The 25,728-nt window shown below is 73.8% G+C and carries 15 protein-coding genes; 11 read left to right on the top strand and 4 right to left on the bottom strand.

The features are described from left to right. Positions 1–23: 23 nt before the first annotated feature. Genes Drose_RS13525 through Drose_RS13510 form a run of 4 tightly spaced genes read left to right on the top strand, consistent with a single transcriptional unit; the run spans position 24 to position 5,666 of the window. Positions 24–803, top strand: a complete 780-nt coding sequence (locus Drose_RS13525) for a thioesterase II family protein (RefSeq protein ID WP_260728530.1) — start codon at positions 24–26, stop codon at positions 801–803. Then, positions 800–2,581 (top strand): non-ribosomal peptide synthetase, encoded by a 1,782-nt coding sequence (locus tag Drose_RS13520; RefSeq protein WP_260728529.1) that lies wholly within the window; start codon positions 800–802, stop codon positions 2,579–2,581. The genes Drose_RS13525 and Drose_RS13520 overlap by 4 nt, the downstream gene beginning before the upstream one ends. After that, positions 2,578–3,789: a cytochrome P450 gene (locus Drose_RS13515; protein ID WP_260728528.1), complete on the top strand. Its 1,212-nt coding sequence runs from the start codon at positions 2,578–2,580 to the stop codon at positions 3,787–3,789. Before Drose_RS13520 ends, Drose_RS13515 begins: the two co-directional genes overlap by 4 nt. Continuing rightward, positions 3,786–5,666, top strand: coding sequence for a condensation domain-containing protein (locus Drose_RS13510; RefSeq protein ID WP_260728527.1), 1,881 nt, complete (start codon positions 3,786–3,788; stop codon positions 5,664–5,666). Before Drose_RS13515 ends, Drose_RS13510 begins: the two co-directional genes overlap by 4 nt. Positions 5,667–5,711: 45 nt before the next feature. Here the strand turns inward: Drose_RS13510 and Drose_RS13505 are convergent, their stop codons facing one another. From Drose_RS13505 to Drose_RS13490, 4 genes are all read right to left on the bottom strand, one after another. Beyond that, complete coding sequence (locus Drose_RS13505) at positions 5,712–6,473, bottom strand: SDR family NAD(P)-dependent oxidoreductase (RefSeq protein WP_260728526.1); 762 nt, start codon at positions 6,471–6,473, stop codon at positions 5,712–5,714. A gap of 19 nt (positions 6,474–6,492) precedes the next feature. Next, positions 6,493–10,041 (bottom strand): aminotransferase class I/II-fold pyridoxal phosphate-dependent enzyme, encoded by a 3,549-nt coding sequence (locus Drose_RS13500; protein ID WP_260728525.1) that lies wholly within the window; start codon positions 10,039–10,041, stop codon positions 6,493–6,495. 147 nt (positions 10,042–10,188) lie between these two features. Further along, positions 10,189–10,404, bottom strand: coding sequence for an MbtH family protein (locus Drose_RS13495; RefSeq protein WP_260728524.1), 216 nt, complete (start codon positions 10,402–10,404; stop codon positions 10,189–10,191). 55 nt (positions 10,405–10,459) lie between these two features. After that, positions 10,460–11,386, bottom strand: coding sequence for an AfsR/SARP family transcriptional regulator (locus Drose_RS13490; protein ID WP_260728523.1), 927 nt, complete (start codon positions 11,384–11,386; stop codon positions 10,460–10,462). 276 nt (positions 11,387–11,662) lie between these two features. Between Drose_RS13490 and Drose_RS13485 the strand changes: the two genes are divergently transcribed. The 7 genes from Drose_RS13485 to Drose_RS13455 all read left to right on the top strand — a co-directional run bounded on the left by Drose_RS13485 (position 11,663) and on the right by Drose_RS13455 (position 25,728). Beyond that, positions 11,663–12,403 (top strand): flavodoxin family protein, encoded by a 741-nt coding sequence (locus Drose_RS13485; RefSeq protein ID WP_390891381.1) that lies wholly within the window; start codon positions 11,663–11,665, stop codon positions 12,401–12,403. Further along, on the top strand, positions 12,400–13,989 hold the full coding sequence (locus tag Drose_RS13480; protein WP_260728521.1) for an anthranilate synthase component I family protein: 1,590 nt from the start codon (positions 12,400–12,402) through the stop codon (positions 13,987–13,989). The genes Drose_RS13485 and Drose_RS13480 overlap by 4 nt, the downstream gene beginning before the upstream one ends. Next, positions 13,986–14,579: an anthranilate synthase component II gene (locus Drose_RS13475; protein ID WP_260728520.1), complete on the top strand. Its 594-nt coding sequence runs from the start codon at positions 13,986–13,988 to the stop codon at positions 14,577–14,579. The genes Drose_RS13480 and Drose_RS13475 overlap by 4 nt, the downstream gene beginning before the upstream one ends. After that, positions 14,576–15,379, top strand: a complete 804-nt coding sequence (locus Drose_RS13470) for a thioesterase II family protein (RefSeq protein ID WP_260728519.1) — start codon at positions 14,576–14,578, stop codon at positions 15,377–15,379. The genes Drose_RS13475 and Drose_RS13470 overlap by 4 nt, the downstream gene beginning before the upstream one ends. Positions 15,380–15,385: 6 nt before the next feature. Continuing rightward, on the top strand, positions 15,386–18,313 hold the full coding sequence (locus Drose_RS13465; protein WP_260728518.1) for a non-ribosomal peptide synthetase: 2,928 nt from the start codon (positions 15,386–15,388) through the stop codon (positions 18,311–18,313). Positions 18,314–18,379: 66 nt separating this feature from the next. Next, a complete protein-coding gene (locus Drose_RS13460; RefSeq protein WP_260728517.1) occupies positions 18,380–19,945 on the top strand; it encodes an MFS transporter in 1,566 nt (521 codons plus the stop codon). 95 nt (positions 19,946–20,040) lie between these two features. After that, positions 20,041–25,728 (top strand): non-ribosomal peptide synthetase, encoded by a 5,688-nt coding sequence (locus Drose_RS13455; RefSeq protein ID WP_260728516.1) that lies wholly within the window; start codon positions 20,041–20,043, stop codon positions 25,726–25,728.

Genomic DNA, 25,728 nt, shown 5'->3' with positions numbered 1-25,728 from the left:
GTCGATCCCAGGAGGAGCTTCGGGTGAAGGACACCAGGACAGGCCGTTGGCTGCTGCGAGAACCGCGTCCCGACGCGGAGGCGCGGCTCATCTGCTTCCCGTACGCCGGTGCCGGCGCGTCGTCGTTGCGACGCTGGCCGCGGCGGATCGGCGCCATGGAGGTCTGCGCCGTCCAGCCGCCGGGCCGGGAGAACCGGTTCCGCGAGCCGCCGTACCACCGCTTCGACGACTTCGCCGCCGACGCGGCCGACGGTCTCGCGCCGTATCTGGACCGGCCCTACGCACTGTTCGGGCACTGCATGGGCGCCCTGCTCGCGTGCGCGACGCTGGTCCGCCTCGAGGAACGGGGGCACCGGCTGCCCGACCGGCTGTACGTGTCCTCGTCGCTCGTGCCGCACCGCGGGTTCTACGGGCTGTTCCAGCCGTCGATGACCGACGAGCAGCTCGCGGACGAGCTGCGCGGGATCGTGCGCTCCCTCGGTGAGCCGGAGCCGCTGCCGGAGCTGCTGCCGATGGCCATCGCCGTGCTGCGCAACGACGTGGACATGTGTTTCCACCACCGGCCGCCCGGGCCGCGGCCGCTGCCCTGCCCGATCACCGCGATCGGCTGGCGCGACGACCCGTACGTGCCGGCCCGGGAGATGCTCGAATGGGACGGCTACGGCGAGACCCGCCACGAGGTGCTCGCGGGCGGGCCGTGGACGTTCCTGTCCGCGCCGCCGGAGCTGATCGACCTCGTCGACCGCGACGCACCGGCGGTGGCCGCCACGGCGCCCGGTACACGGGAGGGGGCAGCGTGGTGAACGACCTGCCTCCGGCGACGACCACGTCGCTCGTCGAGCTGTTCGCCGGCACGGTGCGCGAACACCCCGACGCGCCCGCGGTCAGCGACGACGACCGCCGGTACACCTATCAGGAGCTGGACGCCCACGCGGACGCGCTGGCCCGCCGGCTCATCGCCGGCGGCGTCGGTCCGGAGGACCGCGTCGGGCTGCACCTGCGGCGCGGCGTCGACGTCGTCGTGGCGATCCTGGGCATCCTCAAGGCCGGCGCGGCCTACCTGCCCGTCGACACCCGCTACCCGGCCGCGCGCCGGGACCACATGCTGCTCGACGGGGACGTCCGCGTGGTGCTCACCGAGCCCGGCCGCGGTGAGCGCCTCGCCCACCTGGACCGCACGGTCCTGGAATGGCGCAGCGGCGACGGTCCGGCCGGCCCCGCCCCGGTGGTGGACATCCGCCCGGAGCAGGCCGCGTGCGTGCTGTACACGTCCGGCTCGACCGGCCGTCCGAAGGGGACGGTGTTGGAGCACCGTCAGCTCGTCGCGTTCGCCGCCGACCCGGCGCTGCCGGCACTGTCCACCGACGACCGCACCGCCCAGTGCGCGAGCATCTCCTTCGACACCATCACGTTCGAGGTCTGGCGTTCGCTGGCCGGTGGCGCCGAGATCGTGGTGCTGCCGGCGATCCCCGATCTGCTCGGCTCCGACCTGCGGCGCGAGTTGCGCCGCCGGGGCATCACGGCGATGCTCGCCCCGGCCGTCGCGGTCAACCACGTCGTCCGCTTCGACCGCGACGCCTTCGCCGGGCTGCGGCTGCTGTGTTCCGGCGGCGACGTGCTGCTCCCGGCCACCTGCCGCGGCCTGCTCTCCGGCGAATTCGGCGGCCGGCTGTTCAACCTCTACGGGCCGACCGAGACGACGGTGGCGTGCACCGGTCACGAGGTTGCTCGGCCGCCGCGGGACGGTGCCGGCGTGCCGATCGGCGGGCCGCTCGGCGGGCGCCGGCTCTACGTGCTCGACCCGGACCTGCGCCCCGTGGCCGCCGGCGAGACCGGCGAGCTGTACGTCGGCGGCGCCGGCGTCGGCCGCGGCTACCTCGGCCGGCCCGGCCGCACCGCCGAGCGGTTCGTCCCCGACGTGTTCGCCGGTGACGGCAGCCGCATGTACGCCACCGGCGACCTCGTCCGCGACGTCGGCGGCGGTGTCCTGCGGTACGTCGGGCGCATCGACAGCCAACTCAAGATCAGCGGGTACCGGGTGGAGCCCGGCGAGGTCGAGGCGGCCCTGTGCCGGTTCCCCGCCGTGGGCGAGGCGGCCGTCACCGCGGTCGGCGCGACCGGCGAGCGGCGGCTCGTCGCGTTCCTCATCCGGGCGGGCGACCGGCTGTCCATCCGCGAGCTGCGCGACTTCCTGGCCGGCGAGGTGCTGGAGCACCTGGTGCCGAGCGAGTTCGTCGTGCTCGACCGGATGCCGACCGACCCGCACGGCAAACGCGACTGGGCGGAGCTGTCGCGCGTCGCCGACGACCGCGAGCGGCTGCGCGACGACTACCTCGAGCCCCGCGACGACATCGAGCGGTACCTCACCCGGCTGTGGGAGGACCTGCTCTCGGTGGAGCGTGTCGGCGCGCGCGACGACTTCTTCACTCTCGGCGGGCACTCCCTGCTCGCCGTCCGCGCACGCCGGATCATCCAGCGCGACCTCGGCGTCCCGCTGGCGCCGGAGGCGCTGTTCCAGTGCAGCGTCGTCGCGGACCTGGCCGATCACATCCGACCGGCGAAGGAGACGGTGGCATCGTGAAGACCCGTACGATCGACCTCGGCGACACCGAGCTGTTCGTCAGCGGCGACCCGCACGCGACCTGGGCGCGCCTGCGCCGGGAGCGCCCGGTGTACTGGAACGGCACCGGTGACGGCGACGGGTTCTGGGCGCTGACCCGATACCGGGACCTCGCCCGTGTGTACCGCGACCCGGCGACGTTCTCCTCCGAGCAGGGCACGGTGATGGGCGGCTCGTACCGCAGCGGCGCCGACTCGGCCTCCGGGCAGATGCTCATCTGCTCCGACCCGCCCGAGCACCGCCTGCTGCGGCAACAGCTACACCAGGGGTTCACCCAGGAGATGGTCCGGCGGGTGTCGCACCGCGTCGCCGAGAACGTGCGGGAGGCCGTCGACCGGTTCGTGGCAGCGGGTGGCGGCGACTTCGCGACCGAGGTCGCACCGATGCTGCCGGCCGGGCTCCTGCGGGCGGTGTTCGACCTCGACCACGACCAGATCCGGCATCTGCTCGGGCTCACCCGGGCGATGATCGGCCACCGCGACCCCGAGCTGCAGACCGGCCGGGACGAGTCGATGACGCTCGTCGGCACACAGGTCGAGATCCTCGACCTGTTCGCCGAGCTGATCGAGCAGCGCCGCCGACGGCCGGGCGATGACCTGGTGAGTCTGCTGCTGCGGTCGGAGATCAACGGCCGGCCGATGACGGAGAGCCAGATCCTCTACAACTGCCTGAACGTCGCAGTCGGGGGTGACGAGACCACCCCGTACACGGCCACGGCCGGGGTCCTCGCGCTGATCGAGCACCCGGAGCAGGCCGAGCGGTTCCGCCGGGACGCGGACCTGTTGCCCACCGCCGTCGAGGAGATCTTCCGATGGACCTCCACCAACGCGTACGTGCGGCGCACCGCGACCCGCGACGTCGAGATCGGCGGCACGCTCATCAGCCGCGGCCAGTCGGTGACGCTGTGGAACGCCTCGGCCAACCGTGACGAGGAGCAGTTCCCCGACGCCGACCGGTTCGACCTGGCCCGGTCACCCAACCAGCATCTCGCGTTCGGCATCGGCGCGCACAAGTGCATCGGCATGAACCCGGCCCGGGCCGAGATCACCATCCTGTTCGAGCAGTTGCGCTCACGCGGGCTGCGGTTCGCCCTCGCCGGCCCGGTCGAGCGGTTGCGCTCCAACTTCATGCTCGGCATCAAGCACCTGCCCGTGACGGTGACGCGATGACCGACCGGCTCGCCCACCTCACCCGGCTGTCGCCGCAGGAGCGCACGGCGGTGTTCGCACGGCTGCGGCGGTCCGCGCCGGGCGCCGAGGACACCGTCGTCGCGCGGCGGCCCGCCTCGGCCGTGCCCGCCTCGTACGCGCAGGAGCAGCTCTGGTTCCTCGACCAGATGGTCCCCGGACTGCCCAACTACATCGTGCCGTTCTGCTTCACCCTCGACGGGCCGCTGGACACCGATGCCCTCGCCACCGCGTTCGGCGAGCTGGTCCGCCGCCACGACGTGCTGCGTACCGCGCTGCGCCTCGACGCGGGCAGGCTCGTGCAGGCCGTGTCCCCTCCGGAGCCGTTCCGCCTGCCGGTGACCGACCTCAGCGGGTGTCCCGACCCGGAGGACGAGGCCCGCCGCCGCTGCCTGGCGGCGGCCCGGGAGCCGTTCGACCTGTCCCGGGCGCCGCTGTGGCGCTGCCGGCTGCTGCGGCTCGACGAGCGCGGCCACCGCCACATGCTGGTCTGGATCGCCTCGCACACCGTGGCCGACGGCTGGTCCGTCGGCGTCGTCGTCCGCGAACTGGCCACGCTCTACGAGCAGGCGCGGTCCGGCGGGCTGTCCGCCGGCGGTGGGAACAGGCGGCCGCAGTTCGCCGACTACACGGTCTGGCAACGCGCGCACCTCACCCCGGAGCGGACCCGCGCCCTGCAGGACTTCTGGCGCACCGAGCTGGCCGGGACCGCGCTGCTCGGCTTCCCGTACGACCACTCCCGGCCGCCGGAGCCGACCCTGCGCGGGCGCAGCCACTTCTTCACCGTGCCGGCCGACCTGCACGCGGCCGTCGCCGACGTCAGCCGGCGCCGCGGCGCCACGCCGTTCATGACCACGCTGGCCGCCTATCAGGTGCTGCTCGCGGGTGCCTGCGGTCACCCGGACATCGCCGTCGGCACCCCGGTGTCGGGCCGCGACAGGCCCGAATTCGAGGAGCTCGTCGGCTCGCTGGTCAACACCGTCGTCATGCGGACCGACCTGTCCGGCGACCCGACCTTCGAGCAGGTCGTCGACCGGGTGCGCGAGGTCGCCCTTCGCGCGTACCAGCATCAGGACCTGCCGTTCGGCAGACTGGTGCAGGAGCTGCGGCCGGTGCGGGACATGCGGTTCAACCCGCTGTGCCAGACCGTCTTCAGCTACGGCAGCACCCCGTTCACCCGGCGGGAGACCGAGCTGGCGCCGGACCTGCGGCTGCGCTACTTCGGCATCCCGAACGGCACGATGCGCTTCGACCTCGAACTCACCCTGGACGAGGCACCCGACGGGCTCGCCGGCCGCTTCGACCACAACGTCGACCTGATCGAGCCGGAGACCGCCGCGCGCCTGTGCGACCGGTACGTCGCCCTGGTGCGCGCGGTCGTCGAGCGGCCCGACAGCCGCCTGTCCGAGCTCGGTGTCCGGACCACCGTGGCCGCGTCGACGCCAGCCGTCGCCACCGGGCCCGCCGCCGGCACGACGGCGCCGGCGTCCGCCGCGTCCGGCACTGCGGACGGGGCCGCCCTGTCGCCCACCGCCGAGCACGTCGGCCGCCTCTGGGCCGAGGCCCTCGAGGTGGACGGGGTCGACCCGTACGAGGACTTCTTCGTCCTCGGCGGCGACTCGATGATGGCGACCCGCCTCGTCGTGCGGATCCGCGAGGAGCTGGGCTGCGAGCTGCGACTGCCCACGTTCTTCGCCTCGTGCACCGTCGCGGAGCTGGCCGAGGTGATCGACGCGCAGGCCGCGCAGCCCGACGACGCCGACGCCGTCGCGATGCTGGAGCGCATCGAGCAGATGCCCGACGAGCAGGTTCGGGCGCTGCTGGCCAGGCTCGGCAACGCGCCGCTCGACCGGCGCTGACCCCTTGTCCGGCGCGCACCTCCCGCCGTGCGCGGGGCGCCGCGCTCAGAGCGCGCCGCAGAGACCGCCGGCATCGATCGGCACGGCGGCGCCGCTGAGGTAGGACGCCCGCCGCGACAGCAGGAACGCCACGACGTCGGCCACCTCCTCGGGACGGCCGATCCGGGCGCCGGGGTTCTTCCTCCGCAGGTCATCCAGGAGCCGGTCGTGCAGGCCGCCGAGCATCTCGGTGTCGATGACGCCGGGGCAGACCGCGTTGATCCGGACGTTGTCCCGCGCGTACTCGACGGCGAGCGCCCGGGTCATGCCGACGACCGCGTGCTTGCTCGCCGTGTACGACACGGACAGGCTGTCCGCGGCGCGCAGGCCGGCGACGGACGAGCAGTTGACCACGGCGCCCCCGCCGGCGGCGGCCATGCGTCGCAGTTCGTGACGCAGGCAGCGCCACAGGCCCTTGACGTTGACGGCGAAGACGCCGTCGAGCTGCTGTTCGGTCGAGTCGTGGAACCGGGTGCCGCGCATGATCGTGTCGGTGCCGATGACACCGGCGGCGTTGAACGCGCCGTCGAGGCGGGGCAGAAGGTCGTCCAGCCGGGCGAAGAGCGCGTCGACGCTGTCGGCGTCGGTGACGTCGGCGGCGACGAAGTGGACCCGGCCGGGCCCCGTCTCGCGGGCGATCGTCTCGCCCGCCTCGGCGTCGCGGCCGCTGACCACGACCGTGTGGCCGGCGTCCCCGGCCAGACGCCGGACGGTGGCGGCCCCGATGCCTCTGGTACCGCCGACGACGAGGTAGCAGCAGCCGGTCACAGCGCGACTCCTTCCACGGTCATCCGCCACGCGTCCCGTCGCCGGTGGCGGCCACGGCGGCACCGATGCGGTGCGCCAGGTCGTCGAGCGTCGCCGGGTCGTGCGCCGCCGTCACGGTCGTCCGCAGCGCCCGCACACGTGCGCTCCAGGCGCCGGCCATCGGCAGGACGAGCGCACCGGCGTCGAGCACCGCGGCGCACCAGCGGGCCACCTCGGCGTCGTCAGCGGCGAGGATCGGCACCACGGCGCTGGCCGACGCCCCGGTGTCCAGGCCCGCCGCGTGCAGGGCGGCGCGCCAGCGGTCGCGGTTGCGGTGCAGCCGGCCCACCAGGCCGGCGCCCTCGTCAGCGAGCGTCTGCGCGGTCTCGGCGGCGACGAACGCGTCGAGCGGGGTGATCGACGTGGTGAACGTGGCGCCGCGGTCACCGGACAGCCGGGCGGCGGTCGCGGCGCTGCCGGCGACGAACCCTCCGCTTCCGGCGAGCGCCTTGGCCAGCGAGCCGGTGCGCACGTCGACGACACCGGGCAACCCGAAGTGTTCCTCGATGCCCCGGCCGGTCGCGCCGAGTTGTCCGAGCGACGACGCCTCGTCGACGTAGAGGGTGCAGCCGGTGCGCCGCGCGCAGGCGGCGAGCCGGGGCAGGTCGGCGACGGCGCCGGTGCTGCCGGACACCGCCTCGGACACGATGACGCTGCCCGGCCCGGCCCGGTGGCGACGCAGCAGGGCGGCCAGGTCGCCGGGGTCGCCGTGCCGGTACACGTGGATCGGCGCACCGCTGAGCACGCAGCCGTCGAGGATGGACCGATGCGAGTACTCGTCGACGAACAGCATGCCGCCGGGATCGACGACGGCCGGGATGGCGGAGACGTTGGCGAGGTATCCGGAGCTGGTCAGCGTGACGGACGGGCAGCCGAACAGCTCGCGCAGGACGGTGATGAGGCGTTCGTGCTCACCGGTCCAGCCGTTGACCTCGCCGGAGCCGTGCGAGCCGTAGGACGGGCAGTCGCGCACGAAGCGGGCGACCCGCTCGCGGATGCCCGGGTGGGAGCCGAGCCCGAGGTAACTGTTGGAGCACAGGTGGTGCAGGCGCCGGCCGCCGACCTCGACCGTCGTCTCGGTCACCCGGGACGCGTGGCCGAGCAGCGTTCGCACCGTGGCGGCGGCCGGCTGCCCGGTGACCGGACCGGGTGCCGCCGGCGCGGGCGTCGACGGGTCCGAGCCGATCAGCGCCGAGGTCAGCTCCGCGACGGTTGCGGTGTTGCCCAGGCGCACCCGACCGGTGCCGCCGGCGCCGAGCTGGCTGACGAGTGAGGCGAACCGCAGCGAGTCGATGCCGAGGTCGGCGAGCGGTACGTCGGTCGGCGGTTCGTCCAGCCCGGCGTGGCGGCGGACGAAGTCGCGCACCGATTCCTCGACGCCCGCGTCGGCGGTGGCGCTGCCGGGGTCCCCGTCCGGCTCGGTGGTGGTCGGCTCCCGCGCCCAGGCGGCCAGTGTCGCCGTGTCGAGCTTGCGGTTGTGGGTGAGCGGCAACTCGGTCACCGTCGTCACCTTGTGCGGCACCATGTACGCCGGCAGGCGGCCGGTCAGCGCGGCGCGGAAGGCCGCCGGGTCGAACCGCACGACCGGGTCGGTGGGCACCAGGAACGTGGCGAGGGTCGCCAGCCCGTCGACGTCGACGGCCACGGTCGCCACGTCGCGGACGAGCGGATGGTCGCGGCAGGCCTCGGTGACCTGCTCCAGCTCGACCCGGTGACCGTTGATCTTCACCTGGGCGTCCTCGCGGCCGACGAAGACGACACCGTGCCGCGGCGAGCGGTACCCGACGTCGCCGGTGAGGTAGGTGGGCACCGGGTCCTCGCCGACCGGCACGTCGGTGCGGAACTTCGCCGCGGTGGTGCCGGCGTCCCCGAGGTAGCCCAGCCCCACGTGCCGGCTGCGCACGGCGATCTGCCCGCGCTGCCAGGGCAGGCAGCGGTGCCGGCCGGGGGTGACGACGAGCAGTTCGGCGTCCTGCATGCCGGTGCCGACCGGCACGATGAGCGGCACGGCGTCGAGTTCCGCGCGGGTGGCGGGCAGGCGATAGTAGCCCACGGCGCGCTGCGTCTCGGTGGAACCGTAGAGATTGACCAGGCGGGCGTTCGGCGCCACGCGCGCGAGGTTGCGGGCCTGACCGCGGGTCAGGGCCGCGCCGACGCAGAAGACGCGGTGCAGGGCCGGCAGGGCGTCCGCGTCCGCGCCGGCCAGCAGCCCGATCGCCGCCGGGTTGACGCAGACGACCTCGATGCGCTCATCGGCGAGCCAGCCCGGGAAAGCGCCGACGTCGGTGAGATCCGCCTCCGCCGGGACGCAGATGGTGCCCCGCAGGTACAGCGGGGTCATGATGTCGCGTTGCAGCGGGTCGTGGCCGAGGCTGGAGCACATGCCGAACCGGCGGCCCCGCAGCGGTCCCAGGACGCGGTCCATCCAGTCGAAGAAGTGGGTCAGCGAGCCGTACCGCCCCAGCACCGCCTTCGGGGCGCCGGAGGTGCCGGAGGTGAACGTGACGAACGCCGGGTCGTCGGGGCCGAGCCGGTCCCGCGGATAGCGGTGCGGCGACGGAGTGTCGTCCAGCCCGGCCACGGCGCCGGGCAGCCCGACGTGGGCGAGATCCAGGACGACGTCGGCGCGGGCGGCGTCGGCGCACGACCGCAGATACGGCACGGGAAGCCGCGGGTCGGCCAGGGCGAGCGTCGCGCCGGCCTTGAAGGCGCCGACGAGCACGGCGACGAGGAGCGGGTCGCGGTTCGGCACGACGAACACGGTTCGGCCGGGGCCCGCGCCGAGTCGTTCTAGCTGCCACGCGACCGTGTCGGCCTGCCGTTCGAGCGCACCGTAGGTGACCGTGCCGCCGGCCGCCTCGATCGCGATCGCGTCGGGCGTGTCGGCGCACACGGCCGAGAACCGGGTCACGAAACGGTCCGGCTCGGCGGAGTCGACGCGGACCGGCCGGGGGGCGTCGGTCCGCGGTACCGCGAACAACCGCTGCAGCGGCAGGGCGGCGGACCCGCCGGCCGCGCGGTCCCAGGCCCGTTCCAGGACGGTGGCGAGATCCTCGGTCTCGCGGCGGTCACAGCCGGGCGCGGTGAGTGACGCGGCCTCCCCCACCGCCTCCAGGTGCAGGACGGTGCCGGGTCGCAGGCGGGCGACGAGGACGGCGTGGTCGGCCGGGGACAGCGTCGACACCAGGTGGCCGCCGCCGGCGGCCGTCGGCACGCACGCCGGCGCCCGGTCCAGAAGGCGTTGGATGTCGGTGAGGGTGCGGGTCTCGACGTCGACGCCGGTGAGGTCGACGAGCCGGATCTGTGTGCCGTCCGGGCCGGGCGTGGCGACGAGGACCTTTCGCTCCTCGAACGCCGCGTCCAGCATGGCGTGCAGCGCGACGGCGACGGTCTCGCGTCGTCGTCCGGGAAGCCTTCGGATGCGCAACGGCACCGGCGCCCGCACGGTGCGGGAACCGGTCGCGGACCGCTGGTCCCGCAACCGCGCCGACGCTCCGGTCCCCGGCTCGATGGCCTGCCTGATCACCACGGTCTCAATCCGATCGACGTCGGGTCACACCTCGACGGTGCGGTGCCCGCACCGCTCCTGAGTCTGGACCGGACCGGTTAGCCGGGCGTTACGTGGCGCCGGTCCGGCAGCGTCTCCGGCCGGACCGGCGTCCGGCCGGAGACGGACTCAGCCGGAACCGGCGCCGTCCATCGCCCGGCGCAGGCTCGCCGGGCGCATGTCCGTCCAGTGCTCGTCGACATAGCGCCGGCACGCCTCCCTGTCCCCGGTGAAGCCCGCCTCGCGCCATCCGCCCGGCACGGCGAGCTCGCTCGGGAACAGCGAGTACTGGTCCTCGTCGTTGATCAGTACGGCCCATTGCCGAGGGCCGGTGGTGGTGGTCATCTCAGGTCGCCTCCCGCGGTGTCGTCGCGTTTCGCTGCTGGCGCACCGCCCCGGCTCACACGGTGCCGACGGCCAGCCGGCGACCGGGGCGGGTCAGCCTGCCCCGGACGGCCTGGGCCACCAACTGCTGTGTGTCCGGGGCAGGCTCCACGTCCAGTTCCTCCTTGAGCCGGTTGCAGCACAGCTCGTACAGGCACTTGACCCGGCCCAGGCGGCCCAGGCGGGCATGGGCCAGGATCAGCACCTGGTAGCTCTCCTCATGACACGGATCGATCTCGAGCATCCGATGGCAGTAGCCGATCGCCGCGTCGTGGTCGCCGTGTCGCATCGCGTCCTGCACGAGCCGCTCGAGCGAGCGAAGCGTCAGATCCTTGAGCCACTCCCGCCGCGAGTAGATCCAGTCCTCGGACTCGCCGTCGAGAAAGTGCCCGCTGTAGCAGTCCGCCGCGGCGCGGTGGTGGTCGAGGCTGGCCTTGACCTCACCTTGACGCTCCAGCGCCCGCGCGAACTCGACCTCCCCGGCCAGTTCCTCGAAGTCGATGGAGACGTCTCTGGTCTCCAGCACGTAACCGCCGCTGCACGACAGCAGCTCGACCGAGGACCGGCGCCGGGCGGCGTTCCTGCCCTGCGCGTTGCTGAGGATCTCCCGAAGTGCGTGCACCGCGACCTTGAGCCCGCTCGCCTGGCGGGTGGCGGTGCCCGGCCAGAGCACCTCGTTCAAGGTCTCGCTGGACACCGGCTGATCGTGCCGCATGACCAGGTACTGGAACAGTCGCTGGGCCCGTCCCGCACGCCAGCGCCGCACCGCCTGACCGTCGATCTCCAGGAAGAACTGGCCCATGTAGTGGATCGAGATGCCGTTGCCGCCCGACGACGTCGCGACGGATCCGGCGTCGCGGTGCTCGGCGAGCCGCCCACCAGGTTGCGTCCTGCTCGTGGAATCGTCAGCGTTCTGCCGTCCGTTGCCCTCCCGCTGCCTCACGTTCATCCTTTCACATCGAAGTTCCGCCCTTCCCCGAGCAAGCGAAGCGGCCGCAGCGGGTGAACGGGTCGGCCCGCGCCACGACGGACGGCGACCCGCTGGTCTCCCCCCGCAGCTCTCCGCCACGTTCCGTATTGACCTGCACCACTGGGCTTAAACATGGCCATCCGCGATCAGGCGATCCGGCGCGGGCGGAGGCCCAGCTCAAGCGCCTTCGTAACCGGAAGAAAACCGCCTCCCCCTACGGTCGGACGAAGATTCCCGGCGTCTGGAGTGATGGAGCCACCGATGCACGGTACACCCGGAATTCGATTCGTTGCGATCAATGGCTCGGAACGGACCGGAGGCAACACGGCGGACATTCTCGACTATTGTTCACAGTTGCTCGCCGCCCGCGACGCGAGCCTCGAGGTCGTCGATGTGTCCACATTGGACATCACGCCCTGCGGCCCCTGCGGCGACTGCCTGACCCGGACCACCCCGTGCGCCGTCGAGGACGGCGTCACCGCCGCGGTGGAGCGGATGACGACGGCCGACGGCATCATCTTCGCGGCACCGGTGCACGGCTTCGGCACGGCCGGGCCGATGCAGGCGTTCATCGAGCGCGCCGGCGTCGGCCACCTGCGGTTCCAGCGTCCGCTCACCAACAAGGTCGGCGGCGTCATCGTGCTCGGCCGCCGGTACAGCCACACCGAGGTGTTCAGCCAACTCGTCCTCAACGTCCTGCTCAACCGCATGATCATGATCGGCAGCGGGTTCCCGGCGATCGTCTACGGCGACCGGCCCGGCGAGGCACGCCACGACGACGAGGGCCTGGACATGGTCAGCCGCATGGTCGACCGGATGCTCGACCTGGCCGAACTGCTCGCCGAGCATCGCCGGCTCACCGGCGCCGAGGTCCTCGTGCCTCGCGACGACACCGAATGGTCGAGCCGCCTGTCGGTGCCCGGGGGTCGCCCGGACCACGCCGAACACCCGGACCTGCCGATCCCGGCGGCGGCCCGCGCGGGGCGATGAGCACCGTGACCACGCTGCCGAGGAGTCCGAACGCTGCCCGGCGTCCCGGGCCACGGCCGGACGCCGGACCGGCTCGCGCGGGCACGGTACCGGTCCGCACCGAGTGCCGCCCGGTGCCGCTCGGCGACCCGCTGGCGATGCACCGGGCACTGTCCCGCCGCTTCGGCGACCGCGCGGTCTTCCTGCTCGAATCGCAGCCCGGCGGGGCGACCGAGGACAGCCGCTACGCGTATCTGGGCGTCGGCCCGGTGCTGGCAGTCCGGGTGAACCAGGAGCGCGTCGAGGTCACCGGCGCGCCCGCGCTCGCCGCCGTCGTGCGCGCCGCCGTGGCGGACCTGCTCGCGGTCGACGGTCAGGGGCCGTGGCTGTCCGACCCGCGCCGGCTGTGGGAGCTGCTGCGCCGGGTCAGGGCCGTGTTCGACGCCGAGGGCAGCACCGACCGGTTCACCTTCGGGTTCCTCACGTTCTTCGGCTACGACACCGCACGGTACGTCGAGCGGCTGCCGTGGCGCATCGCCCGCCGCCCGGACGGGCCCGACGTCGCCCTCGTCCTGCACCGCAGCCACGTGCGGATCGACCTGCGGAGCGGCACCGCCGAGCTGCTCGTGCACCGTTCGCCGGCGTGGGACGACCCGCCGGCAGCCGACCTCGAGGACGTCCTGACCGCCTGCGTGGCCGACGCTGGCGGGACGGCCGGCGCCGGCCCGGACGGGTGCCCGGACATCTGCCCGCCGGTGTCGGTCAGCGACGAACTGACCGAGGCGCGGTTCACCGCCGACGTGCGGCGCTGCCTGCACCACATCGAGATCGGCGACGTCTACCAGGTGCAGATCGGTCACGACCTGGTCGTGCACAGCCACGCCGCCCCGCCGGACGTGTACCGGCGGCTGCGCTCACGCAACCCGTCGCCGTACATGTTCCTGTGCCCCGTCGGCGAGCAGACCCTGATCGGCGCGAGTCCGGAGCTGTTCGTCCGGGTCAGTGACGGCGAGATCGTCATGCGGCCGATCGCCGGCACCGCACCGCGGCCCGGGCAGCACGGCGAGGATCCGACCGGCGCGGCCGAGGACCGGGTGGCGGCACGGTTGCGCAACGACCCGAAGGAGGTCGCCGAACACGTGATGCTCGTGGACCTGTGCCGCAACGACATCGGCCGGGTCTGCCGCGGTGGCAGCCTCAACACCGGCGAGCTGCTGGAGGTCGAGGCGTACTCACACGTACTCCACCTGGTCTCCACCGTCGCCGGCCGGCTCGACGAGTCCGCCGACAGCTTCGAGGTGATCCGGGCGCTGTTCCCGGCGGGCACGATGACCGGCGCGCCGAAGATCCGCGCCATGGAGATCATCGAGTCGGTCGAGGCCAGCCGCCGGGGCCTGTACGCCGGGGCGGTCGGACTCGTCGACGTCGCCGGTCACGTCAACCTGGCCCTGGTCATCCGGACCCTCTTCCACCAGGGCGAGCGCTACCGCATCCGGGCCTCCGCCGGCGTCGTCGCCGACTCCGAACCCGGCCGCGAGTGGCGTGAGTCGCTGGTGAAGATGTCCGCACCGTACTGGGCCGTCACCGATCGGGAGTTGCCGCTGTGAAGACCCTTGTCGTCGACGCCTACGACAGTTTCGTCCACATCATCCGGCAGTACCTGCTGAGCCTCGGCGCCGGGCCGGTGGTCGCACGCCCGGACGAACTGAGCACCGGCGCCGTCGAGCGGATGCGTCCGGACGCGATCGTGCTCGGCCCCGGACCGGGTCATCCGAGCGACTCCGGGCACGTCGAGCTGGTGCGGCACTTCGCCGGACGGTTGCCGATCCTCGGCGTCTGCCTGGGCCATCAGGCGGTCGCGGTCGCCTTCGGCGCCGACGTGCGCCCGGCCGAGCACCTCGTGCACGGCAAGACCAGCCCGATCCGCCACGACGGTGCCGGGCTCTTCGACGGCTGCCCGAGCCCGTTCCTCGCCACGCGGTACCACTCGCTCGTCGTGGTCCCCGAGACGCTGCCCGACGCGTTGCAGATCACCGCCCGCTCGGATGACGACGGCTACGTCATGGGGCTGCGGCACGAGCGGTTCCCGGTCGAGACGGTCCAGTTCCATCCGGAGAGTGTGTGCACCGAGGACGGCAGGCGCCTGCTCGCGAACTTCCTCAAACGGTGCCCGACCGGCCCGCGGAGTGCCGCATGACGACCGGCACCGCCCGCCGTGCGGACGGCCCGATCCCGACCGACGACCCGTGGCTGTGGCGGCTACGCCGCGAGCCGGCCGAGCCCACCGCGACGGTGCTGTTCCTGCCGCACGCCGGCGGCACCGCGGCCAGCTACGCCACCTGGGCCGGGCACTTCCCCGCCGACGTGCGGCTGCTGGCCGCCCAGTACCCCGGGCGCGGACCCCGCTACACCGAGCCGCACGCCGGCGAGGTCCACGAGTGGGTCACGCCGCTGGAGCGCTCGGCCGGCGGGATCGCCGGGCCGCTGGCCCTGTTCGGCCACAGCCTCGGCGCCCTGGTCGGTTTCGAGCTCGCCTGGCGGCTACAGCAGCGCGACCGTGACGTCGCCGTACTCGTCGCCTCCGCGGCTCCCCCGCCGCACCTGCCCAACCCGCTGCCGCGGGACGGCGCACTGTCCGACGAGGACCTCACGGCGCTGCTGGAGACGCACGGCGGCCTGTCCCCGGCGCTGCTGGCGGAGCCGGAGATCCTGGCCCTCGCCGTCGACGGGCTGCGCGCCGACCTGACGATCGAGCGCAACTACGACTTCGGTCCCGAGCCGCGCCGCCTGCGCTGCCCGATCGTCGTGCTCGGCGGCGACCGTGACCTGCTCGTCCCGCCCGGCCTCTGCCGCGCCTGGGCCGAGCGGTCCACGGCACCGGCGGACGTCCACATCCTGCCGGGTGGTCACTTCTACCTGCTGGACCAGCAGGAGACCGTGGCGGCGCTCGTCCACGACCGCCTCCCGGGTCGACGCCGGCGGCGCGGAGAAAGGTGACGGTCGATGACCGAGCTGATGTCCACCTCGAGGTCCACCGTGGCCCCGTCGCGCCGGCAGCGGCGGCTCCTGCGGCGGTACGCGCAGACGGGTGCCGCCGACCGTGCCGTGTGCTGCCAGGTGCGGCTGACCGGCCGACTCGACGTCGACGCGCTGAGCCGGGCCCTGACGGCGCTGGTGGAGCGGCACGGCGAGCTGCGCACGGCGGTCCTCGAGGGCGGTGCCGACCCGGTCCTGCGGACCGTCGAGCCGTACGCCGTGGACCTCGTCGTGGAGCGGGTCCGCAAGGCCCGGGTCGAGCCGCGTGCCGCGCTCCGGGACGACCCGTTCGACCTCGCCGACGGGGCGCTGCTGCGGGCCCGGCTGTTCGACCTCGGCCCCCGGGAGCACCTGCTCGCGCTGGCGGTCCACGAGCTGGCGGCCGATCGCCGTTCGCTCGCCGGCCTGCTCGAGGCGCTCGCCGAGCAGTACACCTCCAGCGTGAACGACCCGGAAGGGCACCGCCCGGTGGCCGCGCCGCGGCACCGGACCCGCGCGGAGCCCGGCGTGGGCCGGCAGGTGGCCCGGGTGAGCCTGGACCTGCCCGACGTGGCGGCGCTGGGCGACCGGGCGGCCGCGGTGGCCGCCGCCTGCGCCGTCGTGCTGGCCCGCGACGGCGGCACCGACGAGCCGGCGGCGGGGCTGCTCGGGCCGTCCGGCGACCCGGTGGCACTGGCCCTCGACGTGGACGAGCGGTCGACCTTCCGCGACCTGGCGGCGAGCGCCCGCACGGCGCTCGCCGCCGCCGCTCGACAGTCCACACCGGACGCGTCGGCCGGCGTGCGGGTCGTGGTGGAAGAGGACCGGCCGCCGGCGCTCGCCTTCGCCGGGCTGGACGCCGAGCTGGTCGAGCTGGTCGCCGAGCCCGCCGACCGGGAGATCGTGCTGCGCCACCGGCACGACGGCGGCCGGCTGCGCCTGGACCTGGACTACCCGGCCGATGCCGTCGCCCGCGCCGCCGTGGAGCGGCTCGGCGACCGGCTCCGCACGCTGCTCGGGTCGGTGACCGCCGAGCCCGACGTGCCACTGGTCCGGCTGGCGCTGTGCACGCCGCGGGAGCGCGCCAGGGTGCTCGACCGCGGCGACGGCGGACCGGCGCGGCCGGGGCCGTTCGTGCCCGTCCACGAGTTGCTCGCCCACGTCGCCGCCGCACACCCGGACCGGCCGGCGGTCGTGGCGGAGCGGACCGTGACGTTCGGCGCGCTGGACCGCGAGGCCGAGCGGCTCGCCGCGCTGCTGTCCGCCCGCGGGATCGGGGCCGAGTCGGCGGTCGCGCTGTGCCTGCCGCGGATCCACGACCTCGTGGTCGCGGTCTTCGGCGTGCTCAAGGCCGGCGCCGCCTACGTGCCGGTCGACCCGTCCTATCCGCGGGAGCGGATCGCGTGGCTGCTGGCCGACTGCGGCGCACCGATCGTGCTCACCCACTCGTCGGTCGCCGCACGAATCCCGGCGGGCACCGGCGCGCGGCCGCTCGTGCTCGACGACCCGGCGACACTCGGCGGCGTCACCGGCGCGGGCCGCACGCCGGTCGCGGTGGACGCGCGACACATCGCCTACGAAATCTACACTTCCGGCTCCACCGGCCGGCCCAAGGGCGTGCAGATCACCCATGGTGCCGTGGCGAACCTGCTGCGTGCCCTCGAACACGCCGAGATCGCCGACGCGCCCGGCGAGCGGGTGGCCTGGAACGCGAGCGTCTCCTTCGACGCCTCCGTGCAGCAGTGGACCCGGCTGTGCCGCGGCGACACGCTGATCCTGCTGGACGAGCAGACCCGGGCCGACCCGGCGGCGCTGGCCGAGACCGTCGTCTCCGAGCGGCTCGCCGCCGTCGACATCACGCCCTCGCACCTGCGCCTGGCCCTGCCGCACCTGCGTGCCGTCGACCCGCCGGACGGCCGGCCGCTGCGGCTGCTCGTCGGCGGCGAGGACATCGGCGCTCCACTGTGGAAGGAGCTCGACGAGCTGGAGCGGACGGGGCACGCCGGGGCCGTCAACCTGTACGGGCCGACGGAGTGCACCGTGGACGCCAGCTTCGGCTGGGTGCGCGGCTCCGGGCGGCCGAACATCGGCCGTCCCCTGCCCGGTGTGCGGCTCTACGTCCTCGACGCGTGGATGCGTCCCGTCCCCGTGGGCATGACCGGTGACCTCTACATCGCCGGTGGCGGGCTGGCCCGTGGCTACCGGGGGCGACCGGGGCTGACCGCCGAGCGCTTCGTGTGCGACGTCGTGGCCGGTGACGGCTCGCGGATGTACCACACCGGGGACCGTGCCCGCTGGCGTCCCGACGGCCTGCTCGAGTTCGCCGGCCGCGCCGACCGGCAGGTGAAGGTGCGCGGCTACCGGATCGAGCTGGGCGAGATCGAGGCCGTCGTCGGCTCGGCGCCGGACGTGCTGGAGACGCTCGTGACGGTCCGCGACGACCTGCCGTCCGGGGAGGGCATCGCCGCCTACTGCCGAACCGGCTCGCCGATGGACGCGCCGGCCCTGCGCCGCTGGTGTGCCGACCGCCTCCCCGAGTTCATGGTCCCGTCGATGTTCGTCCCGACGGACCGTTTCCCGCTCACCGTCAACGGGAAGGTGGACGAAGGGCGGTTGCCGCCGCCCACCCGGGAGTCCGTCACCGCCGCGCCCGGCCCGGACGCGACCGGCGACGACGCGCCGCTGGGCCCGATCGAGGAACTGCTCGCGGCGGTCTGGTCCGACGTGCTCGGCGCGCAGGACGTCACCGCCCACGACAACTTCTTCGACCTCGGCGGCCACTCGGCGCTCGCGATCCGGGTGGTGGCGCGGCTTCGCCGCGACGGCAGGATCGGCATCCCGATGGTCGCGGTGTTCGAGCATCCGCGGCTGCGCGACCTGGCCGACTACATCGCGACCACGCAGAACCGGACGTAGGAGATCGCGGCCTGCTCCGACAAGACCGTTCGACCGCACTCTCGCCGCTGAAGGAGTCCATCGACCATGAGCGACGTCGATCATCAGAGCACCACCACCGCGACACCGGCACCGGATCCGAGACGATGGCGGGCGCTCGCCGTGCTCGCCCTGGTCCAGTTCATGATCGTCGTCGACAACACGATCGTGAACGTGGCGCTGCCGTCGATCCGCGCCGAGTTCAACGCCTCGACGAGCAGTCTCACCTGGGTCGTCAACGGGTACGTGCTGACCGCCGCCGGCCTGCTGCTGCTCGGCGGGCGACTGGGCGACCTGTTCGGCCGGCGCCGCCTGTTCACCATCGGCACCGCGCTGTTCGCCGTCGCGTCGCTGACCGCCGGCGCCGCGATGAGCCTGGGCATGCTGGTCACCGGCCGTTTCGTCCAGGGGGTCGGCGAGGCCCTCGCCGCACCCGCCGCGCTGTCCCTCGTCGCGCTGCTGTTCGCCGACGAGCGCGAGCGCGCCAGGGCCTTCGCGATCTGGGGCGGCATCGCCGGTGCCGGCGCCACCCTCGGCGTCGTGCTCTCCGGCATCATCACCGAGTTCATCGACTGGCGCTGGATCTTCTTCGTCAACATCCCCCTCGCGCTGGTGCCGCTGCTGCTCATCCGCCGGCTCGTCGACGAGGGCCGCGCCACCGGCGCCCCGAAGCGCCTCGACGTGCCCGGCGCCGTGCTGGTCACCGGCGGTCTCGTCGCACTCGTCCACACCGTCGTCGCGGCCGCCGGCAACGGCTGGGGCGACCCGGTCGTCTGGGCGCCGCTCGTGGCCGGCGTCGCCGCGCTCGCCGCGTTCGTGGTCATCGAGCGCCGCTCGGCCGCGCCGCTGGTCCCGCCGCGTTTCTTCACCAACGGGGTGCGGCTGTCCGGCAACGCGCTGAGCATCCTGCTGGTGAGCACCACCAGCGCCGTGTTCTTCCTGGTCATCCTCTACATGCAGGACGTGCTCGGGTACTCGCCGCTGATCGCAGGTCTGGCCTGGGTGCCGTTCCTGGCGATGTTCATGCCGGGTCTGGCGCTGTCGGCGAAGCTCGTCGCCCGCCTCGGGGTCGGCATCACCATGGCGATCGGGTTCGCCGCCGCCGCGGCCGGCCTGCTGCTGCTGAGCCGGATCCCGGCCGACGGCTCGTACGTCGTCGACCTGCTGCCCGCCTTCCTGCTCATCTCCCTCGGTATGGGCATCACCAATCCGGCGCTGCAGAACGCCGTGCTGTACAAGGTGTCGGGCGAGGACGCCGGTCTCGGCTCCGGTGTGGCGGCCACGGTCGCGCAGATGGGTGGCGCGCTCGGCGTCGCGGTCTTCGCCACCATCGCGGTCCGCGAGCAGAGCGCCTCGACCGCGTCGCCCGAGGCCGCCGCGACCGAAGGGTACCGGCTGGCGCTGCTCGTCGCCGGTCTGGTTCTCGTGGTGGGCGTCCTCGCCGCGGCCTGGCTCGCGATCCGCGCCCCGCACGTCGGCCGGGCGTCGTCGGTCGACGCGCCGGGCGAGGCCTCCACATCGGACACGGCCTCGTCCACGTCGGACGGTGACCGGGTGCGGTCCGGTGCCACCACCGAGTCCAGCGGCACGCGTGCCACGCCGGCGCGGCCGTGACCGTAACCGGGGTCTAACCTCCGCGGCCTAGCGTGCGAAGGACGCGACGACGACGTCACCCGGCCCCGCGCCGGTGAACGAGAAGGGAATCGACTGTGTCAGACACCCGGGTCGATGACCGGAGGCAGACGTCCACCACGGCCGGCGTGGTACCGACCGCGGCGGCGCGCGGCCGGCAGCCGGACACGACGACCGTCGTCGCCGCCTTCGCCGCGCTGCTGCACCGCTACACGGGCGAGGCCACCCTCGTCATCGGCCACCGCCCGGCGGCCACGGCACCCGTCGAGGTGCTCCAGGTCGAGGTGCCGGACGACGCCACCCTCGCCACACTGCTCGATCGGGCCGGCGCCGCGTTGCGCGAGCCGGCCACGCCCGGCCGCGCCGACCTCGCCCCCGTCCGCGGCGTCGCCGGCCGGCAGGCCCGCCTGCCCTGTCACGGCATCGTCCTCGGGTCCGGCGAGGATCTCGCCGCCGAATGGTCCGGCGTCGCCCTCGTTCTCGACGGCGGAACCCTCACCGTCCACACGGACGCCGGCGCCGACCGGTTCGCGCGCCACCTCGGGGCCCTCCTGAGGGCGATCGGCACCGACGCAGGCCGCACGGTCGCCACGGTGCCGCTGCTCGACGGGACGGAGCGGCACCGGCAGGTCGTGACGTGGAACGACACGGCCGAGACCGTCGATGCCGCCTTCTGGCCCGACCTGCTCCGGCGCACCGCCGCACAGCGCCCGGACGCGGTCGCCGTGGTGCAGAGCGGGCGCACGCTGACCTTCGGCGAGGTCGACGCTCTGGCGAACCGGCTGGCCGCCCACCTCGCCACGCTCGGGGTCGGCGCCGGCTCCCGCGCCGGGGTGTGCCTGGAGCGCGGTTGGGAGCACCTCGTCGCGCAGTTCGCCGTGTTCAAACTCGGGGCGACCGTGGTGCTCATGGATCCCCGGTACCCGGCGGACCGCCTCGAGTTCATGCTCGCCGACTCCGGCGCGGCCGCCGTGGTGACCCGTGCCGCGTACGCCGCGCACCTGGACCTGCCGGACGGCTGCGGCGTGGTCCCGGTCGACGCGAGCTGGCCGGACGGACCCGCCGTCGACCCGGGCGCGCAGGTCGGCGCCGACACGGTCTGCCACATCTCCTACACCTCCGGCTCGACCGGTGTGCCGAAGGCGGTGCTCCAGCGACACGGCCCGCTGCGCAACCTCGTGCACGTACTGCGCCGCGCCTGCGGGCTCGACGCCGCCTCGCGGGGCACCTGGCTGTGCTCCCCCGGCCTGGGCATGGTGCAGGTCGACCCGCTGCCGGTGCTGGCCGCGGGCGGCGCGGTGCACATCCCGCCCGCCGACGTGGCCGGCTCGCCGGAGCGGCTCCGCGAGTGGCTGGCCGCCGAGAACGTCACCCACACCCTCCTACTGACCGCGATGGCCGAGCGCGTCTGGGCGCTGGGCCGGCCCGACGGCGGCGCGCTGCGCGACATGCGCATCGCCGGTGAGCGGCTGCGCTCCTGGCCGCCGGCGGACCTGCCGTACACCGTCACCAACGTGTACGGCTCGGCTGAGGCCACCGTCGTGGCGACCTGCGACGTGACGGCGATCGCGCGGGCGCTGACCCCGCGGCAGCGGCGGGACCGGATGCCGCCGGTCGGCCGGCCGGTCGCCAACGTCCGCGCGTACGTGCTGGACCCGAACCTGCGGCCGGTGCCCGTCGGGGTGCTCGGCGAGCTGTTCGTCTCCGGCGAGAGCCTCTCCGAGGGGTACCTGAACCGGCCGGCGGCCAACGACGCCAAGTTCCTGCCCAACCCGATCCCCGAGGACCCCTACCCGGTGCTGTACCGCACCGGCGACGTCGCCCGGGTCTGGGACGACGGCACGGTCGAGGTCGTCGGCCGCACCGACAACGAGGTGAAGATCCGCGGCCACCGGCTGCACCCGGGTGAGATCGAGAGCGTGCTCGGGCGGCAGCCGGGGGTTCGGCAGGCCGCCGTCAGGGCGCACGAGATCGCGCCGGGCGAGCAGCGCCTGGTCGCCTACGTCGAGCCGGAGCCGGGCGCCGCCCCGCTCGTGCGGGAGCTGCGCCGGACGCTGCGCCGGCAGCTCCCGCCGCACAGCGTGCCGGCCGCCTACGTCCTGGGCGATCTGCCGACCACCGCCAACGGCAAGATCGACCGGGCCGCGCTGCCGCCGCCGCCGCGGACCCGCCCCGACATGGATGCGCCGTACGTGGCACCGCGTGACCCGGTCGAGGCGGCGCTCGTCGAGCTGTTCACCGCCGTGCTCGACCTCGACGAGGTCGGCGTGCTCGACAGTTTCCTCGATCTCGGCGGCGACTCGCTGCGGGCGATGGCGCTGCTCAAGGCGGTGCGTGAGCGGTTCCGGGTGGAGCTGGAGCTGTCCGAGCTGGCCCGCGCGCCGGGTGTCGCGCAGTTGGCCCGCATCGTCGAGCGAAAGCGGGCCGGTGACGACACGGCGCCGCAGTGGCCGGAGGTGTCCCACGACAGCACCGGCCGGCACGAGCCGTTCCCGTTGACGCCCAACCAGGAGGCGCTGTGGATCGGCCGGGGCGACGCCGTCGACCTCGGCGAGGTCGGCGCCCACGGGTACTTCGAGTGGGAGCAGGACCGCCTCGACCCCGACCGGTTCCGGCTCGCCTGGCGCAAGCTGGTGGCCCGGCACGACATGCTACGGGTGATCATCCGGCCCGACGCCACCCAGGTCGTGCTGCCCGAGCCGCCCGACGACGGCCTCACGGTCGAGGACCTGCGGCACCTGCCGATCGCCGAGGCCGAGACCCGTGCCCTGGCCGTCCGGGAGGAGATGTCGCATCAGGTCATCGGCTGCGCCACCTGGCCGCTGTTCGACGTGCGGGTGACGCTGCTGCCCGCCGCGGACGGCGCCGCCGGCGGGACCGTCGCACGGGCGCGCCTGCACTTCGGGCTCGACATGCTCAACCTCGACGCGTGGAGCGCCTTCAGCGTGCTGTTCCCCGAGCTGATCGAGCTGTACGAGAACCCGGACACCGACCTGCCGGCGTTGGCGATCACCTTCCGTGACTACCTGCTCGGCACCCGCCGGTTCACCGAATCCGCTGCGTACCGGCGCTCGCGGGACTACTGGTTGTCCCGGCTCGACAGCTTGCCGGCCGCCCCGGACCTGCCGATGCGGGCCGCGCCGGAAGGCACCGTGCGGTTCAGCCGGTTCGAGCACGCCGTCGAGCCCGCCGAGTGGCGCCGGTTGCGGCGGCTGGCCACCACCATGGGCGTGACCCGCAACTGCCTGCTCATCGCCGCCTTCGCCGAGGTGCTGCGGATGTGGAGCGGCAACGACCGGTTCACCGTCAACTTTCCGATCTTCGACCGGATGCCGCTGCATCCGCACGTGGAGCGGCTCGTCGGTGACTTCACCAACACCGTTCTCGTCGCCGTGGAGAAGGTCGACGGCACGTTCGAGGAGCGGGCCCGCGACCTCCAGGAGCAGCTTTGGCGCGACCTGGAACACCGGCACTTCGCCGGCGTCGACGTGCTGCGTGAGCTGGCCCGCCGGCAGGACGGCCCGCTGCGCCCCGCGATGCCGATCGTGGTGACGAGCCTGCTCGGCCAGCCGCCCCGCCGGCAGGTGTCGGCGCTCGGCCGGGAGGTCTACGGCATCTCGCAGACCCCGCAGGTCCTGATCGACTTCCAGATCCGCGAGATCGACGAGGTGCTGCACTTCAAGTGGGACTACCTCGCCGAGCTGTTCCCACCCGGGATGATCGGGGCGATGTTCGGCGCGTACCGCACACTGTTGCGGCGCCTGGCCGAAGACGACGGGCTGCGGCGCGCCGAGCGGCCGGCGCTGGTGCCGGCCGACCAGCTCGAACGGCGGGCGACGATCAACGACACCGCCGTGCCGGTGCCGCAACTGCTCCTGCACGACCTGCTGGCGCTCCAGGCCGATCGGCGCCCGGACGCCCCGGCCGTCATCACCACCGGGCGACGGCTCACCTTCGCCGAGCTGTGCCGGGAGGCGAACCGGGTCGGGCGGCGGCTGCGCGAGCTCGGCGCCACCCCCGGCACCCTCGTCGGCGTCGTCATGGACAAGGGCTGGGAGCAGTACGTCGCCGTGTACGGCACCCTGGTCGCCGGCGCCGCCTACCTGCCGATCGACCCGACCGTCCCGCCGGAGCGGCTGGCCTACCTGCTCGACAACGGCGAGGTCGACCTGGTGCTCACCCAACCGTCCCTCGCCGGCACGCTGTCGTGGCCGGAACGGGTGAGGGTGTTGAGCGTCGGCACCGACTTCACCGACGTCGACGACACGCCCCTGGACAGCGTCCAGCGGCCGACCGACCTCGCCTACGTCATCTACACCTCCGGCTCCACCGGCGAGCCCAAGGGGGTCATGGTCGACCACCGCGGCGTGGTCAACCACGTCCTCGACATCAACCGGCGCCTCGGCATCGGCCCCGACGACCGGGCCTTCGCCGTCGCCGCGCTGTCCTTCGACATGTCCGTGTACGACGTGTTCGGCATCCTCGCCGCCGGGGGCGCCGCCGTACTGCCCGACGCGGCGCGGCGCACCGAGCCCGACCACTGGACCCGGCTCGTGCCGCGGGAGCGGGTGACCTTCTGGGCCGCGGTGCCGGCGCTCATGGAGATGGCCGTCGACCGAGCCGAGACCCGCGGTCCGGACCTGCTCGGCGCGCTGCGGCACGTCGTCCTCGCCGGCGACTGGATCCCCCTCGACCTGCCCGACCGGCTGCGCGCGCTGGCCCCGCGCGTGCGCGTGTATAGCTGCGGCGGGCCGACCGAGACGATCAACTGGTCGATCATCCACCCGATCGGCGCGGTCGACCCGGGCTGGGCCAGCATCCCGTATGGGCGGCCGACCGCCAACCAGCGCTACCACATCCTGGACCGGCGCCTCGAGCACCGCCCGGTGTGGGCGCCCGGCGAGATGTACGTCGGCGGCGAGGTCGGCCTGGCCCACGGGTACTGGCGCGACGAGCAGCGGACCCGGGCGAAGTTCCTCCGGCTGCCCGGCACCGGCGAGCGTGTCTACGCCACCGGGGACATCGGCCGTTACCTGCCCGACGGCGACATCGAGATCCTCGGCCGCGACGACGCCCAGGTGAAGATCCAGGGGTACCGCGTCGAGCCGGGTGAAATCGAGGCGGCGCTGGAACGATGCGACGAGGTCCAGCGCGCGGTGGTCGTGGCACCGCGGGACGGCAACGGCCGACGGCGTCTGACAGCCTTCGCGGTCGGGCACCCGGGGCGGCCGCGGCCGGACCCGCGACGGCTGACCGACCACCTGCGCGGCACCCTGCCCGGCTACCTGGTCCCCACCGACCTGCGGGTCCTGGACAGGCTGCCGCTGACCGGCAACGGCAAGGTCGACCGGCGGGCGCTGACCGAACTGGCCCGGCGTCCGCCGACCGGTGACGCCGACGCCGAGCGCGAGCCGACCCCGCTCGAGGTGGTCCTGGCCATGCTCTACGCCGAGGTGCTCGACACGGACCGGATCGGCGTCACCGACAACTTCTTCCACCTGGGCGGCGACTCGATCACCGCGTCCCGGCTGGCCGGGCGGATCGGCGAGGCGTTCGGCATCGGCGTGTCCCTGCGCACGGTGCTCACCCTCCCCACGGTCGCCGAGGTCAGCGCCGCCCTCGCGGCCGACCCGCAGACCGGCGAGTCCTGCACCCGGCTCGCCGCGGCCCTCGTCGGGCTCACCGACGACGACGTGGACAGCCTCCTGGGCGGCGGGGCGGCATCCCGGGACCGGGAGCCCGAATCACGGACGCAGAGAGGTTGA

The organism is Dactylosporangium roseum (assembly GCF_025264685.1).
Lineage (GTDB): Bacteria > Actinomycetota > Actinomycetes > Mycobacteriales > Micromonosporaceae > Dactylosporangium > Dactylosporangium roseum.
Note: the sequence above shows the minus strand (reverse complement) of the source record. Positions and strands in the feature narration are given on the sequence as shown.